Below are 21,773 nucleotides of genomic sequence, written 5' to 3'. Positions count from 1 at the left end.
CGTTGGGGGCCGGCCACACATGTCCATCGACTCGCTCAGACGATCAGCCGTCGCGACCGTCTCCGGTCTTCCCCGCGGATTCTGGTGGCTCTGGCTCTCCACCCTCGTCAACCGCACCGGCGCCTTCGTCCTCACCTTCCTCTCCCTCTACCTCACCCAGGAGCTCGGGCACTCGGCCTGGTTCGCCGGACTCGTCGTCGCCCTGCACGGCCTCGGCGGGGTCGCCGGATCACCCCTCGGCGGCACGCTCACCGACCGGTGGGGCCGGCGGCCCACCATGGTCACGATGCACCTGGCCGCGGCCGCCTGCGCCGCCGCACTCGCGTACGTCACCAGCGCGTGGGCCATCGCCGTCGTCGTCCTTCTCATGGGCGTCGCCATGCAGGGCGTACGGCCGTCCATCAACGCCACCATCGCCGACATGGTCCCCGAGAACGACCTGCGCCGGGCGTACGCGCTGAACTACTGGGCCCTCAATCTCGGCTTCGCCATCGCCGCGCTCGGCGGCGGTGCCGCGATCTTCCTCGGCTACCGCAGCCTCTTCGTCGTCGACGCCGTCGCCACCGTCCTGTGTGCCCTGATCGTCTTCCTCCGGCTCCCCGAGACGCGCCCCGAGGCCCGTCGGGACACCGCGGGCAAGGTCGTCCAGGAGAAGCGCGTGAGCGTCCTCACCGTGCTGCGCGACGCCCCCTTCCGGACCCTCGTCCTGCTCAACCTCCTGGTCTGCCTGGTCTTCACCGCCCCCTGGATCGGCCTGCCGCTCTCCATGGCGGAGCAGGGCCTCTCCCCCGCCTCGTACGGTGCCGTCATCGCCGTCAACGGCGTCGTGATCGTCGGCTTCCAGCTCCTGGTCAACAAGGTGACCGACAAGCGGTCGCCGGCCATGCTCCTCACCGTCTCCTCCCTGCTGTTCGCCTTCGGCACGGGAGCGACCGCCCTCGCCGGTTCGCCGGTCGCCTTCGCCGCGACCGTCGTCGTCTGGACGATCGGCGAGATGGTCCACGTGCCGACCAACGCCGCCGCCACCGCCAGGCTCGCCCCCGAGCACGCCCGTGGCCGCTACCAGGGCGTGATGGGCATGTCCTGGGCCGTGGCCGGCTTCGTCGCGCCGATCCTGGCCGGCTGGGTCGTGGACGGCCCCGGACCGGATGTGCTGTGGGCGGCCTGCGCGGTGATCGGCTCGCTCGCGGCGATCGGCTACACCACCCGGCTGCGCAAGGCCCTCACCGAGGACGAGCCGAACGCGCCGAAGGCACAGACGGCACCCGACGCACCCAGCGCACCGGCCGACTCGTCGGCCGACCAGCCGGCCGACGAGTCCCCCGTGCCCGGCAAGGACGAGTCCGCCCCGCCGGACCGGACGCCCGCCGTCAGCGCCTGACGTTCCGCTGCGCCTCGTACAGGTTCCGGGGGCGCACCGCCCCCGGACTCCCGTACGCCTCCACGCGCGCGTGGAGGTCGCCCGTGAAGTCCGGCACGTCGATCTGGTCGAACTCGCGGACCTCGCTGATGCCCACGCTCGCGCTGTACGGCGCGACCGTGTCGATCTTGACGCAGCCCGCCCGCCCGTTGGTGACCGTCACGTTCCAGTGCGCGAACCGGGCCCCGTACAGCGGGCCCGCCGACGCGTCGCCGCCGTGCCGGCCGTTGTTCTCGACGGTGATCTGCGTCCGCACGTTGGCGAAGGGCATTCCCCGGTGCGTGTCGAAGGTGCCCATCTCCATCACCCCCCGCGACCAGACGTTGTGGCTGGACAGGCCCTCCACGTTGATGCCGTGCAGCTGGGTGCCCGGCGGCGCCGGGACCGTACGGGCGGCGATCCGGAAGTCCTCGACGAGGTTGTCGTGCGCTCCCTCGCGGCAGAAGTACGGGTGGTGCGCGCCGCGCCCCTCCACGCGCGTGTGGCGCAGGGTGCAGGCGGAGGCGGCGACGAGACCGAAGCCGTTGTCGACATGGCGGACGACGACGTCGTCGGCCCAGCAGTCGTAGGCGCACTGGAAGGTGACGCCGTTGAAACCCTTGTCCAGCAGGTGCGGGGCCTGGGGCGTCTCGACCGCCTCCAGGGTCAGTCCCTCCACCCCCGCGTCGGTGAGCGGCTCCGCGAGCGTGGTCAGGCGAGGGTCCCATTCCGGACGTACGTCGAGCGGGAGCGGGCGCTCGAAGGTGACCTTCCGGCCGCGTACGGACGCGATCCGCACCGGCCACTCGTAGGGGACGTAGGACGTCAGCTTGGTCTTGTCGTCCCAGACGTACGACTCCGCTCCCGGCCCGCCGCCCGCCATGTGCTCCAGGAGTGTGTGACCGGCGTCGTCGGCCAGCCGGAGGAGAACGATCCGGCCCCGGTGCAGGGCTGACGGGTCGTCGACCGTGACCGTCCAGTCGCCGCGGCGGGCCGGGCGTACGGCCGTGAGGGAGGTCCACTCGTCGCGCCCGTTGCCGGTCCAGCCTTCGAAGGGCCAGGCCCGTTCCCGTATCGCGGCGACGAGGGAGGCGTGCCGGGCGCGCGGGGCGAGCCAGATGAGGCCGCCGGCCCAGGACCAGGAGGACTTGTCGCCGCCGTAGCGGGAGCCGTACGGGCCGATCAGCTCGGTGAGGTGTTTCGTCGCCACCAGTTTCGTACGGGCGGATCCCGCACCGCGCAGCACGACTCCGCTGTGGCCGATGTGGATGAGGCCGTCGATCCGGTACGTGCCGGGCGGGACGAGCACCGTCCCGCCGCCGCGCTCCCCCGCCTCGGCGAGGGCCCGGTTGAAGGCGGGGGCCGAGTCCGCCGAGCCGTCGGGGGTGGCGCCGTGGGAGAGGACGTCGGTGACGACCCGGGGCCGGGCGAGGACGGTGGCGCCGCGGCGAGCGCCGGCGCGGCCCACGTAGGGGATCTGGGGGTGGGTGTACGGAGCGGCCTCGAACTCCTTCCAGAGGGTGGAGGCGGACGTCACGGGCTCCGGGGCGAACCCGGTCGTCGTCGCGGCCGCCGCCACCGCGACCGCGCCGCTCACGAACTGCCGTCTGCCGAGTGCCCTGCCGCTGGGTGCCATACCCCGAGCCCCTTTCACGTACATGAATGGTGTTCAGATCCGCGCCGGGCGTGAGCATGGCACGGCCGAGGCAAGTGGGGAAGGGGTCTAGATGAGGTCTTACGGGGCGTGACCGGCAGTCAGCGAGAAGGCTTCTTGGTCAGGTGAGTGAACGCGTCGAGGTTGCGTGTCGACTCGCCGCGCGACACCCGCCACTCGTACTCGCGCCGGATCGCGCTCGCGAATCCCAGCTCCAGAAGGGTGTTGAAGGAACCGTCGGCCGCTTCGAGCACCGAGCCGAGCAGCCGGTCCAGCTCCTCGGGCGTGACGGCCGCCAGCGGGATCTTGCCGGTCAGATAGATGTCGCCGAGGCCGTCGACGGCGTAACTCACGCCGTAGAGCTTGAGATTGCGCTCCAGGAGCCAGCGGTGGACGCCCGCCTCGTTCTCGTCCGGGTGGCGGATGACGAAGGCGTTGAGGGACAGCGAGTGCCGGCCCACCCGGAGGGAGAGGGTGGTGAAGAGCTTGCGCGTACCGGGGAGCTTCACGACGTACGAGCCGGGCTCGGGGGACTCCCACTCCAGCTCGGCGTCCTTGAAGGTGTCCTCGATGACCCGCTGGGCACGTACGACGTCAGCCATGGTGCGAGCGTACGCGACGGCGCTGATCATGAGCCCGGTGATCCCGCCCGTGCTCCCGCGTCCGGTGGTCGTGCATCGCCGCCGTGTACACGTCCGCCGTGCCCGAGGCCGCTGTGTCCCAGCCGAAGGAGCCGGCGTGCCGGGCGGCCGCCTCGCCCATCCGGACGGACAGCGCCGGATCGTCCAGGAACCGGCCGAGCGCGCGGGCGTAGTCGGCCGGGTCGTGCCCCTGGACCAGGAAGCCGGTGACGTCGTCGCGCACCGCGACCGGGAGGCCGCCGACCGCCGCCGCGACGACCGGCGTCCCGGTCGCCTGCGCCTCCAGGGCGACCAGGCCGAAGGACTCGCTGTACGAGGGCATGACCAGCACCGAAGCCGCGCGGAACCAGTCCGCGAGCCGCTCCTGGCCGACCGGCGGGTGGAAGCGGACGACGTCCGCGATGCCGAGCCGCGCGGCGAGCTTCTGCAGCCCCTCGGGCTTGGCCAGGCCGCTTCCGCTCGGGCCGCCGACGACCGGTACGACCATGCGGGAGCGCAGCGAGGGGTCGCGGGCGAGCAGGAGCGCGGCGGCCCGCAGCAGGATGTCGGGGGCCTTGAGCGGCTGGATCCGGCCCGCGAAGACCGGGACGAAGGCGTCGGCGGGCAGCCCGAGGCGGGCCCGGGCAGCGGCGCGGCCGTCCGCCGGGCGGAAGCGGTCGAGGTTCACACCGGGGTGGACGACGGCGACCTTGCCGGGATCGGCGTCGTAGAAGCGGACGAGCTCGTCGGCCTCCTCGGCGGTGTTGGCGATCAGCCGGTCGGCGGCGGAGACGATCTGGGTCTCGCCGATCACCCGGGCCGTGGGCTCGGGGGTGTCCCCCTCCGCCAGCGCCGCGTTCTTGACCTTGGCCATCGTGTGCATGGCGTGCACGAGCGGGACGCCCCAGCGCTCGGCGGCGAGCCAGCCGACATGGCCGGAGAGCCAGTAGTGCGAGTGGACCAGGTCGTAGTGGCCGGGGCGGTGGCCCGCCCAGGCCTGCATGACACCGTGCGTGAAGGCGCAGAGCTGGGCCGGCAGCTCCTCCTTGGCCAGGCCCTCGTACGGTCCGGCGTCCACATGCCGCACGAGGACACCGGGCGCGAGCTCGACGACCGGGGCGAGGCCGCCGGTGGTGGCCCGGGTGAAGATCTCGACCTCGATGTTGATCGCGGCGAGCCGCTTGGCCAGCTCGACGATGTAGACGTTCATGCCTCCGGCGTCGCCGGTTCCCGGCTGGTGGAGGGGTGAGGTGTGGACGCTGAGCATGGCCACCCGGCGCGGGGCGCGGTGACGGCCGGGGAGCCGGAGCCTGGACGATGACGTCAGGGAGCCGGCGAGCCGGGACACGTACTGGCTCACGTCGACGGTCCTTCCGCTCGGAGCGAGGGCATGACGGGCAGAGCAGGGACGACGTGCCCGGCGGACAGAGGACGGCGGGCACGGCGAACCGGACGGCGTACTGCGCCCTCCAGGCGGCACAACACCGGAATGTCGTCATCCATTTCCGTTTTGCCAATTCATTGCCGTGCGGGAACGGCGTGGCGCGCCCCTTACCCTCGTTCCATGGCCCCGCGCACCACCCGCCCCGCCGGGACCCGCCCCGTCGGCACGACGACCCGCGGGACCACCAACCCCAATCGACTCCGCCGCATGGACCGCTGGATCGCCGCCGTCCACGGCCCGGCCCTGCGCCGGTCGCCCGCCCCGCCCGTCGCCGTCGACCTGGGGTACGGCGCCGCTCCCTGGACGGCCGTCGAACTGCTCGCCCGGCTGCGCACGGCGGACCCGCGCACCGAGGTCGTCGGCATCGAGATCGAGCCGGCCCGGGTCGCCGCCGCCCAGCCGTACGCGCGCGAGGGCCTGGACTTCCTGCACGGCGGCTTCGAGGTCCCGGTGGCGGGGGAGGTCGCGCTGATCCGGGCCGCGAACGTGCTGCGCCAGTACGACGAGGACGAGGTCGCCGCCGTGTGGGAGCGCCTGTGCGGGCGGCTCGCGCCGGGAGGCCTGCTGGTGGAGGGGACCTGCGACGAGATCGGGCGCCGGCACGTATGGGTGGCGCTCGACCGGTCCGGGCCCCGGACGGTGACGTTCGCGACCCGGCTGGGTTCGCTGGAGCGCCCCTCGGACCTCGCGGAGCGCCTGCCGAAGGCGCTCATCCACCGCAACGTGCCGGGCGAGCCGGTGCACGCGTTCCTGCGGGACTTCGACCGGGCGTGGGCGGCGGCGGCTCCGTACGCCTCGCTGGGCGCGCGGCAGCGCTGGATCCGGGCGGTACGCTACCTGGCGGCGGACTGGCCGCTGACGGACGGCCATCGGCGGTGGCGCCAGGGTGAGGTGACGGTGCGGTGGGAGGCACTGGCGCCGGCTCCGACGTCGGCCGGTCGGTGAGGTCGGCGGGGGCGGTCTCGGGAAAATCTCGCCACGGGGGAACGCGACGCCCCGGACGCTCGTCCTCGACGGGGGAAGTGACCCGACAAGCCCAGGTTTCCCCTGTTGCTTTCACGTTCCGCATGGCACTATCGCCAAGGTCACCAGCAAGTTACTGACGGTAAATCAGATACGGGACGCAAGGCCGTCCAGGGCCGTCCGAGGGGGAGATTGTGAACCGACGCCGCTGTGCCACCGCCGCGATCACCGTGGTCTGCGCCCTGACGGTGCTGGCTTCACCCGCGTTGACCCTTTCCGCCGCGGCGGCACCCTTCCCGCCGGCGCCGCCCGCCGCACCGGCCGCGCCCGCCGGACCGAAGAAGACCCTCGAAGAGGTACGCAAGGAGATTGACGCCCTGTACCGCCAGGCCGCCGTCGCCACCGACGCGTACAACCTCGCCGAGGAGCAGACCAAGGAGCAGTCCGAGGAGATCGTGAAGCTGGCCCGGATGATCGTGGCCGGCCGCGAGAAGATCGACCGGCTCAAGGCCCAGGCGGGTGCCGCCGCTCGCGCGCAGTACCGCAACGGCGGGCTGCCCGACGGCGCCCAGTTCGTCCTCACCGACGACCCGCAGCTCTTCCTGGACAACGCCGGACGGCTCCAGCAGGGCCAGAAGGCCACGAAGGACCTGCTCTCCGAAATGAGCCAGGTTCAGGCGGAGTTGACCTCGTACGCCAAGGACGCGGGCACCAACTGGACCAAGCTGGAGGCCAACCGCGTCAAGCAGGCCGAGGCCAAGAAGGACATCGACGGCAAGATCGCCGCGGCCAGGAAGCTCGAGTCCGAGCTGGAGGCCGAAGAGCTGGAGCGGCTGCGACACCTGGAGCAGCAGGAGCAGTACCGGGCGCAGACCGCCTGGCTGGGCACCGGCGTCCTCAAGGGCCTGGACGGGAAGGCGACCGCGCGCGGAAAGCAGGCGGTCGAGTTCGCGACGGCGCAGATCGGCAAGCCGTACGTCTGGGGCGCGGAGGGTCCGGGTTCGTACGACTGCTCCGGCCTGACGCAGAGCGCGTGGGGCGCGGCGGGCCGCGCCATTCCGCGCACCTCGCAGGAGCAGTGGCGGCTGCTGCCGCGCGTGGACATCAAGGACATGCGGCCGGGCGACCTGATCGTCTACTACCAGGACGCCAGCCACATCGGGATGTACATCGGTGACGGAGCGATGGTGCACGCGCCGCGTCCCGGCCGGAACGTGACGATCGCGGGGGCGGGCTCGATGGAGATCCTGGGAGTCGTCCGCCCGGAGTGACGCCGCTCACGGCCGTCGCCGGGCGCCCCGTGGCGTGATGTTCGTCATGGCCGGGACGTCAACAACCTCCCCATGCGCGGCATATGCCAACGCCACTTCGGCGCCCGTGTGGTGATCACCATTCCGTTGCCCGCCGGGGTGACGCTATGGTCCCCGTCTGGCGGGACGTCGTTCGTCGCCCTGCCGCGCCCTCGGGGGGAGGGAAGGAAAACAAGACCGATGCCCGTACCCGTACCGCGACAGAGAATCGTCTCTGCTGCGGCGCCCGGCGCTGCCACCGCGGCGACAGGCACCGATCTCACCCTTCTGGTCGTCGAGGACGACCCGGCGGGTGCCCTCGCCGTACCCGAAATGCTCGACGCGGACGGGACTCGCGTCCGGATCCGTACCGCCCGAAACCTCACCGAGGCGGAGCGGCTGCTCACCGACGACGTGCACTGCGTCCTGGTCGACCTGGCCCTGCCGGGGCCCCGTGCGGCCGGTGACGACCCGCTGGCCCCGCTGCGGCACGTCCTGCGCCTCGCGCCGCGCCACGCCGTTCTGGCGCTGGCGGCCTCGGCCGACGCGGAACTGGCGGCGGAGGCGGTACGGGTGGGGGCGCAGGACCACCTCTTCCGCGAGGAGCTCGACGGACGGCTGCTCAGCCGGGCGATCCGGTACGCGGTCGAGCGCAAGCGGGCGGACGCGGTGCAGGTGAAGCTGGCCGAGTCGCGGCTGCGGGCGCAGGAGAACGCCCGCCTGGAGCGCGGCCTGCTGCCCACCCCGCTGCTGGAGGGCTCCGACCTGCGGTTCGCGGCCCGCTACCGGCCCGGCCGCTCGCGGGCGCTGCTCGGCGGCGACTTCTACGACACCGTGCGCACCCCCGACGGCACGGTCCACGCCATGATCGGCGACGTCTGCGGGCACGGCCCGGACGAGGCGGCGCTGGGTGTGGAGCTGCGGATCGCGTGGCGGGCGCTGACCTTCGCCGGCCTGTGCGGGGACGAACTGCTCTCCACGCTGCAGCAGGTCCTGGAGCACGAGCGGGAGAGCGACGAGATCTTCGCGACGATCTGCACGGTCGACATCGCGCCGGACGGGCGCCGGGCGGGCCTGTGCCTGGCCGGGCACCCGTCGCCGCTGATCGCCCGGCAGGGCAGGGCGGCGCAGCTCCTGCCGTACGAGGACGGCGGCCCGGCTCTCGGTCTGCTGCCGCGGGCCCGCTGGCCGCGGCGCCAGGTGGAGCTGGGCGGCACGTGGAGCCTGCTGATGTACACGGACGGCCTGATCGAGGGTCGCTCGGCGGGTCCGGGCTCGCCGCGCCTGGGCCAGGACGGGATGGTCGAGATGATCAACCGGCAGCTGGCGGAGGGCCTTCGGGGCGAGGAGCTCCTGGAGGCGGCGGTGACGGAGGTCCGGGCGCTGAACGGCGGGGAGCTGACGGACGACGTGGCGGTCCTCGCACTGGAAAGGGCCCGGGGATAGCCCCCGGACCCTGTCCGTACGTGCTCGTCGTGCTCGGCCGCTGTGACCACCGGCGGCCGTTGTCGCGGTCACCGGCCGCGGTGGTCGCCGCTATCGGCCGTCGTTGCCCCGGCCCCCGCCCGCGGTGGTCGCGACTATTGGCCACGGGTTGCCCCGGCCGCGGTGGTCGCCGCTATCGGCCGCCGTTGTAGGGGCCGTACGGCCCGTCGCTGCTCGATCCACCGCGACGGCCGCCGCCACCACCCGAGATCTGCCGAATGGCGGGCCGGACGTCGACCATGAAGACGATGGCCGCGATGAGGCCGGCGATCTGGAGGAAGAGCATCGGCAGCAGCAGGTTGAGGGCGAGGTTGATGCCCAGGATGATCAGCCAGAACTTCTTGGTCTGCTTGTCGGCCGCGCGGTAGGCGTCCTCGCGCGCCATCGCCGCGAAGACGAGCGCGGTGACGGCGAAGCCGATGAAGACCAGGCCGATCACCAGCCAGATGATGGAGTCGAATCCCGCGCGCAACATGCGTAGCACCGCCTCGTGAGTGGATGGAGCGCCTCGCGGTCAAGGTACCCGGTTCAACGCTCCGGGCACCTTGATTGGTGCCCGGGCTTACTTCTCGGTGATCGGTGCCCGGGCTTACTGCTCGGTGGCGGACGCGGGCTTCTTCGCGGCCGGCTTGCGGGCCGTGGTCCTGCGGGAGGGCTTGGCGTCCTCGGCCGTGACCCCTGCCGTGGCGTCGGCCTTGGCGTCGGCCGTCTTGGCCTGAGCCTTGGGCTGGACCTTGGGCTCCGGGTCGGGCTCGACGGCGATGGCGATCTCGGTGATCTCCTCGGCGGCCTCACCGCGCCAGGCCTTGACGGCCTCCTCGCCGTGCGCGGCGACCTCTTCGTACTTCTCCCGCGCCTTGACCGCGTACTCGGCGGCGACCCCGACCCCGCGCAGGGCCAGGTCCTGGGCCGTCTCGCCCAGCTTCTTCAGATCGGTGTCCAGGCTGCCCACGACCTCGGCGAACTTCGACTGAACGGTGACCTGAGCCTCCTTGGCCCGCTCCGAGACCTTCTCCTGCACGGCCTTCGGGTCCGTCTTGCGTACGGCCTCGATCCGCGCGGGCGCCTCGGCGGCGATCTGCTCGATCAGCCCGGGCACCTTCTTGGCCTGCTGGACGGCGAGGTCGGCGGTGCCGGCGGCGAAGTAGAGGGGGGTACGCAGTTCTTCGATGATGGCCATGGTGGTGGTCCTCCCGGATGTCACGTACTGGTTCGAGGGTCGTCGTGCGAGGGTGGTTCGGCATCGCTGTCGACCGCGGCCTCGGCGGCCTCGGCCGCGTTCTCCTTGCGGAAGGAGTCGTAGATCTGGAGCAGCACCTGCTTCTGCCGCTCGTTGATCGAGGGATCGGCCAGGACGACGGCGCGCGTCTCCAGCTCCTCCCGCTCCTTCTCGTCGAGAATCCCGGCGCGGACGTACAGCGTCTCCGCGGAGATCCGCAGCGCCTTGGCGACCTGCTGCAGCACCTCGGCGCTGGGCTTGCGCAGTCCGCGCTCGATCTGGCTCAGATACGGATTCGACACCCCGGCGGCATCGGCGAGCTGCCGCAGGGACAGCTGCGCGGTGCGCCGCTGCTCGCGGAGATACTCGCCAAGATTGCCGACGTTGAGTGATGCCATGCTCCGACCCTGCCACCCCTTGCTAACTATTGCAAGCACCCGCTTGCAATAGTGTCGTGTCTCACGGGGCCCGGACGGCCGCACGGGACGCGCCACTACGGTGGACCGATGTCGTCGATCAAGCAGTTCCAAGTTCGACTGCGCGGAACCTGAGCGCGTCGCTCGTTTCTGGTGCGAGGTGTTGGGGTACGTCGTACCGCCGCCGCCGGAGGGGTTCGTGTGAAGACCGGCGATGCGGCCTCCCACGTGAATCCGTCCGGGTCGGTGAACGACCCGGACGCGCCATTGATCGCCGGCCGGTGCGATCCGGTCCCGGCGGGAGAGACGCCGACGACCTCGGCGAGGGCACGGTGCCTGTGGAGCGCCGGCTTGACGGGGTTCGGTCCGGAGGCGAACTCGAGGTAGACGCGGCCGAAGCTTTTGGCCACGGCGAGGCCCTGGTCGACGTAGTACCGCTTGCTCGCGGCGACGTCCGTGGCTCCGAGCTCCCCGAGGCGACGGAGCACGGCGAGCGGTGAACCTCGCCACCCCGGTCCCGCGACGCGCGGGTCCGTCGCGTGCGATGCTGGGCGCGTGATGCTGGAGGACCTGGTGCGGCTGCGGCGCGCCCGGGACACGATGGACCGCGACTACGCGCGGCCGCTGGACGTTCCGACGCTGGCCGCCGTCGCCCTCATGTCGCCCGGGCACTTCTCCCGCAGTTTCCGCGCCGCCTTCGGCGAGACGCCGTACAGCTATCTGATGACCCGCCGTGTCGAGCGGGCGAAGGCGCTGCTGCGGCGCGGGGACCTGAGCGTGACGGAGGTCTGCTTCGCGGTCGGCTGTACCTCGCTCGGGTCGTTCAGCTCGCGCTTCACCGAGCTCGTCGGCGAGACCCCCAGCGCCTACCGGGCCCGCAGTCACGAGGCGGGCGCCGCGATCCCCGCGTGTGTCGCCAAGGTGCTGACCCGACCGGTCAAGACCGGCACACCGGTCAGGATCGGAGAAGCGGAATCCGAGGGCCGGCCGTAGCGTCGAGGCATGGAAATCAAGCTTTCCCAGTGCTTCATCGCCGTCGACGACCCTGACAAGGCGCTCGCCTTCTACCGCGACGTCCTCGGCCTGGAGGTGCGCAACGACGTCGCCTTCGAGGGGATGCGCTGGGTGACCATCGGTTCGCCCGCGCAGCCGGACGTGGAGATCGTCCTCGAACCGCCGCTCGCCGATCCCGACGCCTCGCCGGCCGACCGGCAGGCGATGTCCGAACTCCTGGCCAAGGGCGTCCTGCGTGGGGTGATCTTCTCCACCGACGACTGCGACGCCACCTTCGAACGCATCCGGGCGGCCGGCGGCGAAGTGCTCCAGGAGCCGGTCGACCAGCCCTACGGCGTCCGCGACTGCGCCTTCCGCGACCCGGCCGGCAACATGCTGAGGTTCGCCCAGCCCCGCACCCCGTGACGACGATCCCGTAGGGGCGCCGGAGCCCCTACGGGACGCGGGTCAGTGCTGGGACAGCCAGTCGGCGAGGACCTCGAAGTCGGCGGCTGTCAGGCCGAGTCCGGGTTCCACGCGGTGGAGCAGGGCGGGGGCGGGGTGATGTGCGGAGACCCAGGAGCGGTCGGCGTCGGTGATCTCGTCGTCGACCCAGGCGAAGGGCCGCCCCGCCGCCCACGCGAGGAGAGGACGGGTCTTCCAGTGGAGGCCGTACCACTCGTCCTCGGCGGACCGGCCGACGTCGAGAGCCGGACCTGGACGTGGTCCCGCGCCCGGACGTGGTCCCGCGCCCGGACCTGACCCTGTGTCCAGACCTGACCCTGTGTCCAGACCTGACCCTGTGTCCGGACCTGACCCCGTGTCCGGACCTGACCCCGTGTCCGGCCCCCGCCCCGTGTCCGGCCCCCGCCCCGTGTCCGGCCCCCGCCCCGTGCCCGGACCCCGCCCCGTGCCCGGACCCCGCCCCGTGCCCGGCCCAAGCAGCACGGGCAGCTCCGGCAGGCCGAGCCGGGGCGCGACGGTGTCGTTCGCCTCCGACATCCAGGTCGTGGCCCACACGAGCTCGCACGACAGGGCCGCCAAGCGGGGACCGTGCCCGGGGTCGATCCTGTTCAGGAGGGGGTGCGTGGCGTCGGCCGGGCCGTACGTCGGGTAGCCGGCCGGATGCCAGGGCGGCGGCGCGCCGAACGGGATCAGCGGCCCGTCGACGTCGAGGAACAGCAGCGGCCGCAGCGGCGCCGTGCCACCCCGCCCGCCCCCGTCGTCGCCGCTTCGCGCAGGTCTCATACCCCCACCCTGCCAGCGCCGGGCAGCCGGTGGTGAACCGTCTCCCCGTACGGTGAGAAGCCCGCCCGACCGCTCCGCGCACGCGCGCCCGGGGTGACGGTCCCGGAGCGCTTGGGTGGCACCCGCCGCCCAGTCGTCCACTTCCTGATAATCCGCGACGGATCGACCTTCGTTACCCTTGCGGACATGACCGCCATGGCACCCACGCGCACCGAACCGGACCTGTCCTTCCTCCTGGACCACACCAGTCACGTCCTGCGGACCCGGATGAGCGCGGCACTCGGGGAGATCGGGCTCACCCCGCGCATGCACTGCGTCCTCGTCCACGCCCTGGAGGAAGAGCGGACACAGGCCCAGCTCGCCGAGATCGGAGACATGGACAAGACCACGATGGTGGTGACCGTCGACGCCCTGGAGAAGGCCGATCTGGCCGAGCGGAGGCCGTCGAGCACCGACCGGCGGGCGCGGATCATCGCCGTGACCGAGAAGGGGGCGAAGGCCGCTCAGGAAAGCCAGAAGATCGTCGATCACGTCCATGAGAGCGCCCTCGGATCCCTGCCCGACGACGAGCGCGAGATCCTGATCCGCGCGCTGAACCGGCTGGTCAAGGGGCATCTGGAAACACCCGTCGACGGCCCCCGGCCGGCCCGCCGGGCACGCCAGAAGGGGTGACGCACGTACACACAACCCTCGTTCCGTAAAAGATAGTCTGCAACAAAACTATCTGCTACGGTCCTTCCTGTTGCCTCCCAACGACAGGAGAGACCGCCATGCCGCCCACCGATATCCCCTCGCGCTCCCACCGGCTCGCCCTCGGGGTCCTGGCCACCGGAATGCTGATGACGGTCCTCGACGGCAGCATCGTCACCGTCGCCATGCCGGCCATCCAGAGCGACCTCGGCTTCACTCCGGTCGGGCTGAGCTGGGTCGTCAACGCCTACCTCATCGCCTTCGGCTCGCTGCTTCTCCTCGCCGGCCGGCTCGGCGATCTCATCGGCCGCAAGCGGATGTTCCTCGCGGGTACGGGAGTCTTCACGGCCGCCTCCCTCCTGGCCGGCGTCGCCACCTCCCCCGGTGTCCTGATCGCCGCACGCTTCCTCCAGGGCGTCGGCAGCGCGACGGCCTCCGCCGTCAGCCTCGGCATCCTCGTCACGCTCTTCACCGCACCGCGCCAACGGGCCAAGGCCATCGCCGTGTTCAGCTTCACCGGAGCGGCCGGCGCCTCCCTCGGGCAGGTCCTCGGCGGTGTCCTCACCGACGCGCTCACCTGGAACTGGATCTTCTTCATCAACCTGCCGATCGGCATCGCGGTCCTCCTCGTCGCCCTCCCCGCCCTGCCGGGCGACCGCGGGCTCGGCCTGAAGGCCGGAGCGGACGTCCTCGGCGCGCTGCTCGTCACCTCCGGCCTGATGCTCGGCATCTACGCGGTCGTCAAGATCGAGGAGTACGGCGCCGGTTCGGCCCACACCCTGGGCCTCGGCGGCCTCGCGCTCGCCCTCCTCGCGGGGTTCGTCGTCCGCCAGGCCACCGCGAAGAACCCGCTCATGCCGCTGCGGATCTTCCGCTCGCGCAGCGTGGCCGGCGCCAACCTGGTGCAGATGCTGATGGTCGCCGCGCTCTTCTCGTTCCAGGTCCTCGTCGCGCTCTACCTGCAGAAGGTGCTCGGTTACGGCGCCGCCGAGACCGGCCTCGCGATGCTGCCGGCCGCCGCCGTCATCGGCGCGGTGTCCCTCGGCGTCTCGGCCCGCCTCAACGCCCGCTTCGGCGAGCGCACGGTGCTGCTGGCCGGTCTCGTCCTCCTCGTCGGCGTGCTCGGTCTGCTGACCCGGGTGCCCGTGAACGCCTCGTACGTCACCGACCTGCTGCCCGTCATGCTCCTCGCCGCCGGGTTCGGCCTCGCGCTGCCGGCCCTGACCTCGCTGGGCATGTCCGGTGCGAAGGAGGAGGACGCGGGGCTCGCCTCCGGCCTGTTCAACACCACCCAGCAGATCGGCATGGCCCTCGGCATCGCGGTCCTCTCCACCCTGGCCGCCTCCCGCACCGAGTCCCTCACCGCCGCGGGCCGCCCCGCCGCCGAAGCCCTGACGGGCGGCTACCACCTGGCGTTCGCGGTCGGCACCGGACTCCTCCTCGCCGCCCTGGCCGTCGCCGCCACGGTCCTGCGCCGCCCCCGACGGACCCCGGCCCCGTCACCGACCCCCGCCCCGGTCCCGGCCCCCGGCACGGCGGCCACGCGCGAGGCCCGCCTCACCGCCCCCTGACCCCGTGACCCGCTGGGCCGATGACCCGTCAGGCCGCCGCGCCACCGAGGCAGTCGGGCAGGGGCTCGCTGTGGACGAGGTCCAGGCGGGAGACGGCCCGGGTGAGGACGACGTACAGCCTGTGGTGGCCGCGCGGCTCGGCCGCGACGATCGCGGCGGGCTCGGCCACCACGACGTGGTCGTACTCCAGCCCCTTCGCGAGCGTCGCGGGGACCACCGCGACCCGCCCGTCGGCTTCGATCCCGATCGCGGCCAGGGCCCGCGCGACGGGGGCGACCATCGGCTCGGCTGCGATGACACCGATCGCCCCCTCCCTGGTCAGCGCCTTGGCGACCGCCTCGACGACCCCTTCGACCAGGCTCTCCACCGCGGTGCAGGTCACCTCGCCGCCGGCCCGCAGGGAGGCGGCCGGTGCCACGTCCGCGCCCAGGGTGGGCAGCAGTCGGTTGGCGAGGGCCACGATCGCCTCCGGGACGCGGTAGCCGATGGTCAGCGGCACCACCTCGGCGTCCGGCTTGCCCAGATGGACCAGCTGCTCCCGCCAACCGCCGGCCGCCCACGGGGTGGTGCCCTGGGCCAGGTCGCCGAGCACGGTCAGCGAGCCGAACGCGGCGCGGCGGGCGATCGCCCGGCACTGCATCGGCGACAGGTCCTGCGCCTCGTCGACGACGACATGGGCGTAACCCTCGGGCCGCTCGATCAGCCCGGCCAGTTCGTCGAGGAGTACGAGGTCGGCGGCCGTCCACTTCGCCGAACGGTACGAGCGGGGCGGCCGCGCCCACCGGATCGCCTCCCGCTCGTCCGAGGTCAGCGCCTCGTCGCGCGGGTCGGTGAGCACCTCGGCCAGCACCTCCTCGGGCGTCACCTTCGGCCAGCAGCCGTCCACGAACGCCGACACCGGACGCGCCCGCTCGATCCTCCGCGCCCATGCCCCGCCCAGGGGCCCGGCCCGCCGCTCGGCCTGGAGCTGGAGGGCCCGGACGACCCGGTCGCGCACCCGTTCGCGCCCGGTCGCGTACGGCGGCGCCTCCTCCCGTACCGCCGTGACGATCCGCGCCAGTTCGTCCGCTGTGAGCCGCCAGTGGTACGAGCCGTCGCGGACCGTCAGCGGTACGGCGGGGGCGGTGTCGACCCGTGCGTACAGGGCCGTGCGCAGCACTCGCGCCATTCGCGCGTCGTGCTTGACCAGCGCAGCCGCCTCGCCGTCCACCGCGCGCACGCCCTGCCGGGCGATCTCCTCGTCGACCGTCGACTGCCGGATCCCGCTCTCACCGAGCGCGGGCAGCACCTCGGAGATGTACGACAGGAAGGTCCGGCTGGGCCCGAGGACGAGGAGGCCGGAGCGGCGGACGCGCTGCGGGTGGGTGTAGAGGAGGTACGCGGCCCGATGCAGGCCGACGGCGGTCTTGCCGGTGCCGGGGGCGCCCTGGACGCACAGGGAGACGGCGGGCCCCGACCGCACGAGGTCGTCCTGTTCGGGTTGGAGGGTGGCGGCGATGTCCCGCATCGGGCCGGTCCGGGGGCGCTCGATCTCCTGGGTGACGATCTCGCCGGCCGTGCCGGTCCCGGAGCGGAGGTACTCGTCCTCCAGGCCGGTCAGATCGGCCGAGTCGCCCTGGCTGTACGGGGCCCAGCCGAAGCGACGCCGCCGGACCACGCCCTGGGGGTCGTGGGCGCCGGCCTGGTAGTAGGCGCGTGAGACGGGGGCGCGCCAGTCGATGACGAGGGGCGGGGTGGCCGGGTTCTCGGCGATGCGGCGGCGGCCGATGTGAAGAATCTGGCCGTCCTCGCGGTCGAGGCGCCCGAAGAAGAGGGGGCCCGGGGGCTGTTCGCCGAACTCCTTGGCGCGGCTGCGCAGGTGGTAGCCGAGGGCTTCGGCGTCGGCACCGGAGGCGGCGACGTCCTCGCCGGTGACGACCTGCTCGGCCACGTCCTCGGCCATCCGGGCCAGGGCGGCGCGGCAGGCGTCGTGATGGTCGCGTTCGCGGGCGAGTTCGAGGACCGGTTCGAAGGCCGGCTCAGTGGCCGGCTCAAGGTCGGGTGACGTCATTCCGACAAGCATAGAGGAATGGCGTTACCGAGTTACATATTTTACTGAGTCGCTAAAGCGCGAGCCCTTCCCGCAGGCTCCTGAACGCGAGCTCGGCTGCCGCGACGGCCTCCGGGTGCACGGCGTCGGCGCTCTCGCCCGCCGCCATCCGGCGCACGTTCTCCTCCGCGAGGACCCGCAGGACGGCGACGATCTGAGCGGCGGCGAGGCGGCCCGGCAGCGGCTCGCCCCCGAGTGTCCGCGCCAGCGCCGCCTCCGACCGGGCCTGGTAGCCGTGGAGCCGGGCGACCAGCGCCGGGGTGCCGTAGAGGAACCGCTGGAAGGCGAGGACGTCGGGGTGGTCGCAGAGCCCGGTCACCGGGTCGCGGCGGTCGAGCCCCCGCAGGACGTGCGCGTACAGGGCGTCGAGCGGCCCGACGCTCGCGGGGCGGGCGGCGACGACCCGGGCGGCCTCGTCCTCGTGATCGGCGAACCGGTGGAGGGCCAGGTCCTCCTTGGCCGGGAAGTAGCGGAAGAGCGTCGGCTTGGAGACCTCCGCGGCGGCCGCGACCTCGGCGACGGAGACGGCGTCGAATCCCTTCTCCAGGAACAGGGCGATGGCGGTGTCGGAGAGGAGCTGCCGGGTCTGCCGCTTCTTGCGCTCGCGCAGCCCGCTCACCCCTTCCCCGCCTCCCCGTCCACCAGGACCGCGACCCCGTCGAGGACCCGCGCGAGACCGAAGCGGAATTCGTAGTCCGGCTCGTCCGCCTCGTCGAGCACGCCCGAGTCGAGCATCCGCGCCACCGCCGGGAAGCGGGCCGGGTCGGCGAGCCGGCGCAGGGTATGGCTGTAGCGCGCCATGACGACGCCGGGCTCCTCGTCACTCGCACCGATCGCGGCGGCGAGGTCCGCGTTCATCAGTGCGTCGCTCTTGACGAATCCGCCCACCAGCAGGGTCACGGAGATCTTGTTCCCCTCGTCGAGGCCGGTGCCGCCGAGGGCGACCATGGCCTTCTCCCACCAGGCGACCGCGTTCGGCGTCGCGGGCGGGCCGGAGACGGGTACGCGGAGCAGCCAGAGGTGGCGCCGGTAGACCTCGCGCAACGCCCAGGCCCACGCCTCCATCGCCTCACGCCAGCCGGCGCCGGGCGGGAACAGCTCCGGTGGGGCGCCCGTGGCCGCGTCCTGCATCAGCACGTACAGCTCGCTCTTGGCGCCCACATAACGGTAGAGCGACATGGGGGAGACACCGAGCTCCTTGGCGATCCGCCCCATGGAGACGGCGTCGAGGCCCTCCGCCGCGGCGAGGCGTACGGCCGTGTCGACGATCCGGTCGAGGGTGAGGCCCGGCTTAGGCCCCTTGCTTGGCCGCTCCCGCAACCCCCAGGCGGCCTCGATGCTCGGCGGCAGGAACGTCCCGCCACCGCCCTTGTCGTCCGCCATGAGCCGCCGCCTCCACATTTCGCGCTTGACGGCCATCCTAGTAATGCGTAACCCTTACACAGTACCGCGTAGGGCATACGCAGTAAGAGGTCCGACCTCAAGGAGCCGCGATGCGACCCACCACAGAAGCCGCCACCCGAACCAGAGCCCGAGCCGCCGACGGCACCGGGGGCGAAAGCGCCGTCGAAGCCGTCGGCCTGCGCAAGGCCTACGGGACCCTCCCGGTCCTGGACTCGCTCGACCTCCGCGTCGAACGGGGCACCGTCTTCGCCCTCCTCGGCCCCAACGGCGCGGGCAAGACCACCACCGTCCGCGTCCTCGCCACCCTCACCCGGCCCGACGCCGGGCACGCGCGCGTGGCCGGGCACGACGTCGTCGCCCACCGCTCGAAGGTCCGCCGGGCCATCAGCCTCACCGGCCAGTTCGCCGCCGTCGACGACATGCAGACCGGCCACGAGAACCTCCGGATGGCGGCCCGTCTCACCGGCCTGTCCCGCCGGGCCGCCGACCGGCGCGCCACCGAACTCCTGGAACGCTTCGGCCTCGCCGAGGCCGGCCGCCGCCTGGCCAAGACGTACTCCGGAGGCATGCGCCGCCGCCTCGACCTCGCCGCGGGGCTCGTCCGCGACGCCGAGGTGATGTTCCTGGACGAGCCCACCACCGGCCTCGACCCCCGCAGCCGCCAGGAGCTCTGGCAGACCGTCCGCGAGCTGTCGGCCGGCGGCACGACCGTCTTCCTCACCACCCAGTACCTGGAGGAGGCCGACCGGCTCGCCGACCACATCGCCGTCATGGACTCCGGCCGGATCGTCGCCGAAGGCACCGCCGACGCGCTCAAGTCACGCGTCGCCGGCCACCGCCTCGACCTGGTCCTCGCCGACGAGCGCGCCTACCTCCGGCTCTCCGGCCGGGCGGTCCACCACTCCCCCGAGACCCTCACCCTCGGCGTCCCCACCGACGGCAGCGCCGCCCACGTCCGGGCACTCCTCGACGAACTCGACCCGGAGCGCGTGGACATCGCGCACTTCACCCTGCACACCGCGACCCTCGACGACGTCTTCCTGACCCTCACCGCACGCGCCCCCGAGGAGCCCGCCCATGTCTGACGCGCTCACCGCGACCGGCACCCTGACCGGTCGCGGCATCCGTCTCAGCCGCCGCAACCTGGACGCCGTCATCACCTCGATGATGCTGCCCGTCATGCTGATGCTGATCTTCGTCTACTTCTTCGGCGGAGCCATCGACACCGGTACGCGCTACGTCACGTACGTCGTCCCCGGCGTCCTCCTCCTCTGCGCCGGATTCGGGTCGGCGAGCACCGCCGTGTCCGTCAGCGAGGACATGAAGGGCGGCATCATCGACCGGTTCCGGTCCCTCGACATCGGCGGTACGCCGATCCTCGCCGGCCACGTCGGCGCCAGCGTGGCCCGCAACCTCCTCGCCACCACGCTGGTCTTCGGCGTCGCCTTCCTGATCGGCTTCCGGCCCTCGGCCACCCCCGTCGGCTGGCTCGCGGCCATCGGGCTGCTCCTCGCCTTCATCACCGCCATCTCCTGGCTGTCGGCGGCGGCCGGACTCCTCGCCAAGACACCCGAGGCGGCGGGCGGGTTCACCTTCTTCATGATGTTCCTGCCGTACCCGAGCAGCGCGTTCGTACCGATCGAGACCATGCCCGGCTGGCTCCACGGCTTCGCCCGGCATCAACCGGTGACCCCGGTGATCGAGTCCCTGCGCGGACTGCTGCTGGACCAGCCCGTCGGCAACGCCCCCTGGATCGCGCTGGCCTGGTGCGCCGGCCTGCTCACCCTCGCGGTCGCCGCGTCGGGAAGCCTGTTCCGGCTGCGTACGAGGTGATGAGCGCTCAGAAGATGTCCGGGCACCAGGGCCGGCGCGGGCTCCTCAGCAGGGTGTCCGCGAGGGCGGCCGCGCCCGGGGTGAGCTCCTCGACCCGGCCCAGGGCCACGAGCCGTACCACCGATTCGTCACCGAGCGACAGCGTGCCCAACTCCGCGATGTCGAGGGCGAGATCGGCCGACTCGGTGGTACGGGTACAGCCGGCGCCCTCCGGGGAGGCGTCGAGCCGGTAGCGGCCGGCCGCCGGACCGCCGGCGTCGCGCAGATCGAGGACCAGGCTGCCGGAGGCACCGTACGTACGGCCCTCAAGCACCTTGGCGACGTCCAGGACCCGGACCCACAGCATGTCGGCCTGCGTGGTGACACGGGCGGCCCGAGGGTCGGGAAGCAGCAGCGGGAGGAGGTCGTCGGGGGCGCGGTAGCCGGACTTGACGGTGGTGACCCAGTCGAGCGAGCAGAGGAAGTGCCACAGCGCGCGCTCCGCGGCCGGGGTGACGGCGATCAGATCGCGGACGGTGGCCGTGTTCAGGGGCTGCTTGCCGTCCTCCCACTTGTCGTCACAGGTGTAGGCGGCGTAGCCCTGGGGGCTGCCGTCCTCGTCGCGGTAGACGGCGTAGAACGGCTCGGTCCAGGGATGGCTCTGGTAGGCGACGCCGGTGCCGACGTCCCAGCGGCGGGCGTCCCGTTCGACCATTCCGGCACGGACGGCGGCCAGCCGGCGGTACAGCTCGGGACCGATCTTGCGGATCTCCTCGCCGTCGGTGAAGTCGATACGGCCCCCGTCCTCGGGGCGGCCGGAGCGACGCGGATCGAGGCCGGCGCGGGGGACGTGGACGGTCCACTCGGTGGTCCAGGTGGCGGGGCCGAAGCCGTACCGGCCGTAGATCGGGTACTCGGCGGCGATGAGGGTCGCGACCGCGTCGCCGCGCTCCCTGGCGGCGGCCAGATCGGTCGCCATCATGCGGCTGAGCAGCCCGCGCCGGCGGTGGGTCGCGGAGACGGTGACCCCCGAGACGGCGTCGGCGACGAGCGTGCCGCCGCCGACCGCGCTCAACTCCTGTGTGAACGAACGGAAGGTGGCGACGACCCGGCCCTGGTCGAAGACCCCGAGGACACGCGAGAGGTCGGTGTGCGGCAGCCGGTCGGCGACCTCCTCGTCCGCCACGACCGGCGGTCGCAGGAAGCCGCTGTGGACCGCCCGCAGCCAGTCGGGGTACTCGGACTCGGCGACCGTGCGCACCTCAAGGCTCATCCCACGAGGCTATGCGGGGGCCCGACGGGCCCGCATCCCGGTTTTCACGGCACTCGTCCCCCCGGCGCCTCGCCCTCCCGGGCGTCAGGTCAACAGGTGGTCCACCCTGCGCCTCGCCCTCCCGGGCGTCAGGTCAACAGGTGGTCCACCCTGCGCCTCGCCCTCCCGGGCGTCAGGTCAACAGGTGGTCCACCCTGCGCCTCG

Annotated in this window: 21 protein-coding genes and 1 pseudogene; 11 read left to right on the top strand and 11 right to left on the bottom strand. The window is 72.5% G+C overall.

The genetic code is table 11. The features are described from left to right. Positions 1-19 precede the first annotated feature (19 nt). Positions 20-1,381, top strand: coding sequence for an MFS transporter (locus ABZY12_RS19505; protein WP_356891867.1), 1,362 nt, complete (start codon positions 20-22; stop codon positions 1,379-1,381). Here ABZY12_RS19505 and ABZY12_RS19500 read toward each other — a convergent pair. The 3 genes from ABZY12_RS19500 to mshA all read right to left on the bottom strand — a co-directional run bounded on the left by ABZY12_RS19500 (position 1,371) and on the right by mshA (position 5,033). Further along, positions 1,371-3,035, bottom strand: coding sequence for a glycosyl hydrolase family 28-related protein (locus ABZY12_RS19500; RefSeq protein WP_356891865.1), 1,665 nt, complete (start codon positions 3,033-3,035; stop codon positions 1,371-1,373). The two genes, ABZY12_RS19505 and ABZY12_RS19500, sit on opposite strands and share 11 nt — an antisense overlap. Before the next feature lie 119 nt (positions 3,036-3,154). Then, complete coding sequence (locus ABZY12_RS19495) at positions 3,155-3,655, bottom strand: YbjN domain-containing protein (RefSeq protein ID WP_356891863.1); 501 nt, start codon at positions 3,653-3,655, stop codon at positions 3,155-3,157. Then, on the bottom strand, positions 3,648-5,033 hold the full coding sequence (gene mshA / locus ABZY12_RS19490; RefSeq protein ID WP_356891861.1) for a D-inositol-3-phosphate glycosyltransferase: 1,386 nt from the start codon (positions 5,031-5,033) through the stop codon (positions 3,648-3,650). The genes ABZY12_RS19495 and mshA overlap by 8 nt, the downstream gene beginning before the upstream one ends. 204 nt (positions 5,034-5,237) lie before the next feature. Between mshA and ABZY12_RS19485 the strand changes: the two genes are divergently transcribed. From ABZY12_RS19485 to ABZY12_RS19475, 3 genes are all read left to right on the top strand, one after another. Next, the gene (locus ABZY12_RS19485; RefSeq protein ID WP_356891859.1) at positions 5,238-6,062 is read left to right on the top strand and encodes a class I SAM-dependent methyltransferase; all 825 of its coding nucleotides are present in this window, start codon (positions 5,238-5,240) and stop codon (positions 6,060-6,062) included. 212 nt (positions 6,063-6,274) lie between these two features. Continuing rightward, positions 6,275-7,351: a C40 family peptidase gene (locus ABZY12_RS19480; protein ID WP_356891857.1), complete on the top strand. Its 1,077-nt coding sequence runs from the start codon at positions 6,275-6,277 to the stop codon at positions 7,349-7,351. Between the two features lie 219 nt (positions 7,352-7,570). After that, a complete protein-coding gene (locus tag ABZY12_RS19475) occupies positions 7,571-8,815 on the top strand; it encodes a fused response regulator/phosphatase (RefSeq protein ID WP_356891855.1) in 1,245 nt (414 codons plus the stop codon). A 172-nt stretch (positions 8,816-8,987) separates the two neighbouring features. On the opposite strand, the gene ABZY12_RS19470 is transcribed toward ABZY12_RS19475, so the two are convergent. The 3 genes from ABZY12_RS19470 to ABZY12_RS19460 form a co-directional block, all read right to left on the bottom strand. Then, positions 8,988-9,329, bottom strand: a complete 342-nt coding sequence (locus ABZY12_RS19470; RefSeq protein WP_356891853.1) for a DUF2516 family protein — start codon at positions 9,327-9,329, stop codon at positions 8,988-8,990. A 114-nt stretch (positions 9,330-9,443) separates the two neighbouring features. Further along, positions 9,444-10,034, bottom strand: coding sequence for a hypothetical protein (locus tag ABZY12_RS19465; protein WP_356891851.1), 591 nt, complete (start codon positions 10,032-10,034; stop codon positions 9,444-9,446). 20 nt (positions 10,035-10,054) lie between these two features. Continuing rightward, entirely contained in the window at positions 10,055-10,471 is a 417-nt protein-coding gene (locus tag ABZY12_RS19460; protein ID WP_356891849.1) for a helix-turn-helix transcriptional regulator, read from the bottom strand. A gap of 108 nt (positions 10,472-10,579) precedes the next feature. Between ABZY12_RS19460 and ABZY12_RS19455 the strand changes: the two are divergent. From ABZY12_RS19455 to ABZY12_RS19445, 3 genes and pseudogenes are all read left to right on the top strand, one after another. Next, positions 10,580-10,688, top strand: a pseudogene (locus ABZY12_RS19455) (VOC family protein); the annotation flags it as partial. Positions 10,689-11,044: 356 nt separating this feature from the next. After that, complete coding sequence (locus ABZY12_RS19450) at positions 11,045-11,482, top strand: helix-turn-helix transcriptional regulator (protein ID WP_356891847.1); 438 nt, start codon at positions 11,045-11,047, stop codon at positions 11,480-11,482. Between the two features lie 9 nt (positions 11,483-11,491). Next, positions 11,492-11,908 carry a VOC family protein gene (locus tag ABZY12_RS19445; protein ID WP_356891845.1) on the top strand — a complete coding sequence of 139 codons (417 nt, stop codon included), beginning with the start codon at positions 11,492-11,494 and terminating at the stop codon, positions 11,906-11,908. A gap of 42 nt (positions 11,909-11,950) precedes the next feature. Here ABZY12_RS19445 and ABZY12_RS19440 read toward each other — a convergent pair whose 3' ends face one another. Further along, the gene (locus ABZY12_RS19440) at positions 11,951-12,484 is read right to left on the bottom strand and encodes a hypothetical protein (protein WP_356891943.1); all 534 of its coding nucleotides are present in this window, start codon (positions 12,482-12,484) and stop codon (positions 11,951-11,953) included. A gap of 432 nt (positions 12,485-12,916) precedes the next feature. On the opposite strand from ABZY12_RS19440, the gene ABZY12_RS19435 reads away from it, so the two are divergent. Continuing rightward, positions 12,917-13,402, top strand: coding sequence for a MarR family winged helix-turn-helix transcriptional regulator (locus tag ABZY12_RS19435; RefSeq protein ID WP_356891843.1), 486 nt, complete (start codon positions 12,917-12,919; stop codon positions 13,400-13,402). 98 nt (positions 13,403-13,500) lie between these two features. Beyond that, on the top strand, positions 13,501-14,991 hold the full coding sequence (locus ABZY12_RS19430) for an MFS transporter (protein WP_356891841.1): 1,491 nt from the start codon (positions 13,501-13,503) through the stop codon (positions 14,989-14,991). A 28-nt stretch (positions 14,992-15,019) separates the two neighbouring features. Here ABZY12_RS19430 and ABZY12_RS19425 read toward each other — a convergent pair whose 3' ends face one another. The 3 genes from ABZY12_RS19425 to ABZY12_RS19415 are packed head-to-tail and all read right to left on the bottom strand — an operon-like array spanning position 15,020 to position 18,463. After that, complete coding sequence (locus tag ABZY12_RS19425) at positions 15,020-17,041, bottom strand: AAA family ATPase (RefSeq protein ID WP_356891839.1); 2,022 nt, start codon at positions 17,039-17,041, stop codon at positions 15,020-15,022. 52 nt (positions 17,042-17,093) lie between these two features. Beyond that, complete coding sequence (locus tag ABZY12_RS19420) at positions 17,094-17,699, bottom strand: TetR family transcriptional regulator (protein WP_356891837.1); 606 nt, start codon at positions 17,697-17,699, stop codon at positions 17,094-17,096. After that, entirely contained in the window at positions 17,696-18,463 is a 768-nt protein-coding gene (locus tag ABZY12_RS19415) for a TetR/AcrR family transcriptional regulator (protein WP_356891835.1), read from the bottom strand. Before ABZY12_RS19415 ends, ABZY12_RS19420 begins: the two co-directional genes overlap by 4 nt. A gap of 110 nt (positions 18,464-18,573) precedes the next feature. Between ABZY12_RS19415 and ABZY12_RS19410 the strand changes: the two genes are divergently transcribed. Both ABZY12_RS19410 and ABZY12_RS19405 read left to right on the top strand, forming a co-directional pair. Next, on the top strand, positions 18,574-19,569 hold the full coding sequence (locus ABZY12_RS19410) for an ATP-binding cassette domain-containing protein (RefSeq protein WP_356891833.1): 996 nt from the start codon (positions 18,574-18,576) through the stop codon (positions 19,567-19,569). Further along, positions 19,562-20,317: an ABC transporter permease gene (locus ABZY12_RS19405; RefSeq protein ID WP_356891831.1), complete on the top strand. Its 756-nt coding sequence runs from the start codon at positions 19,562-19,564 to the stop codon at positions 20,315-20,317. Before ABZY12_RS19410 ends, ABZY12_RS19405 begins: the two co-directional genes overlap by 8 nt. Positions 20,318-20,324: 7 nt before the next feature. Here the strand turns inward: ABZY12_RS19405 and ABZY12_RS19400 are convergent, their stop codons facing one another. After that, a complete protein-coding gene (locus ABZY12_RS19400; protein ID WP_356891829.1) occupies positions 20,325-21,569 on the bottom strand; it encodes a GNAT family N-acetyltransferase in 1,245 nt (414 codons plus the stop codon). Positions 21,570-21,773 lie beyond the last annotated feature (204 nt).

It is taken from the genome of Streptomyces sp. NPDC006551 (genome assembly GCF_040611675.1).
GTDB lineage: Bacteria > Actinomycetota > Actinomycetes > Streptomycetales > Streptomycetaceae > Streptomyces.
The sequence above is the reverse complement of the archived record's forward strand: the minus strand, read 5'-3'. Positions and strand labels throughout refer to the sequence as shown.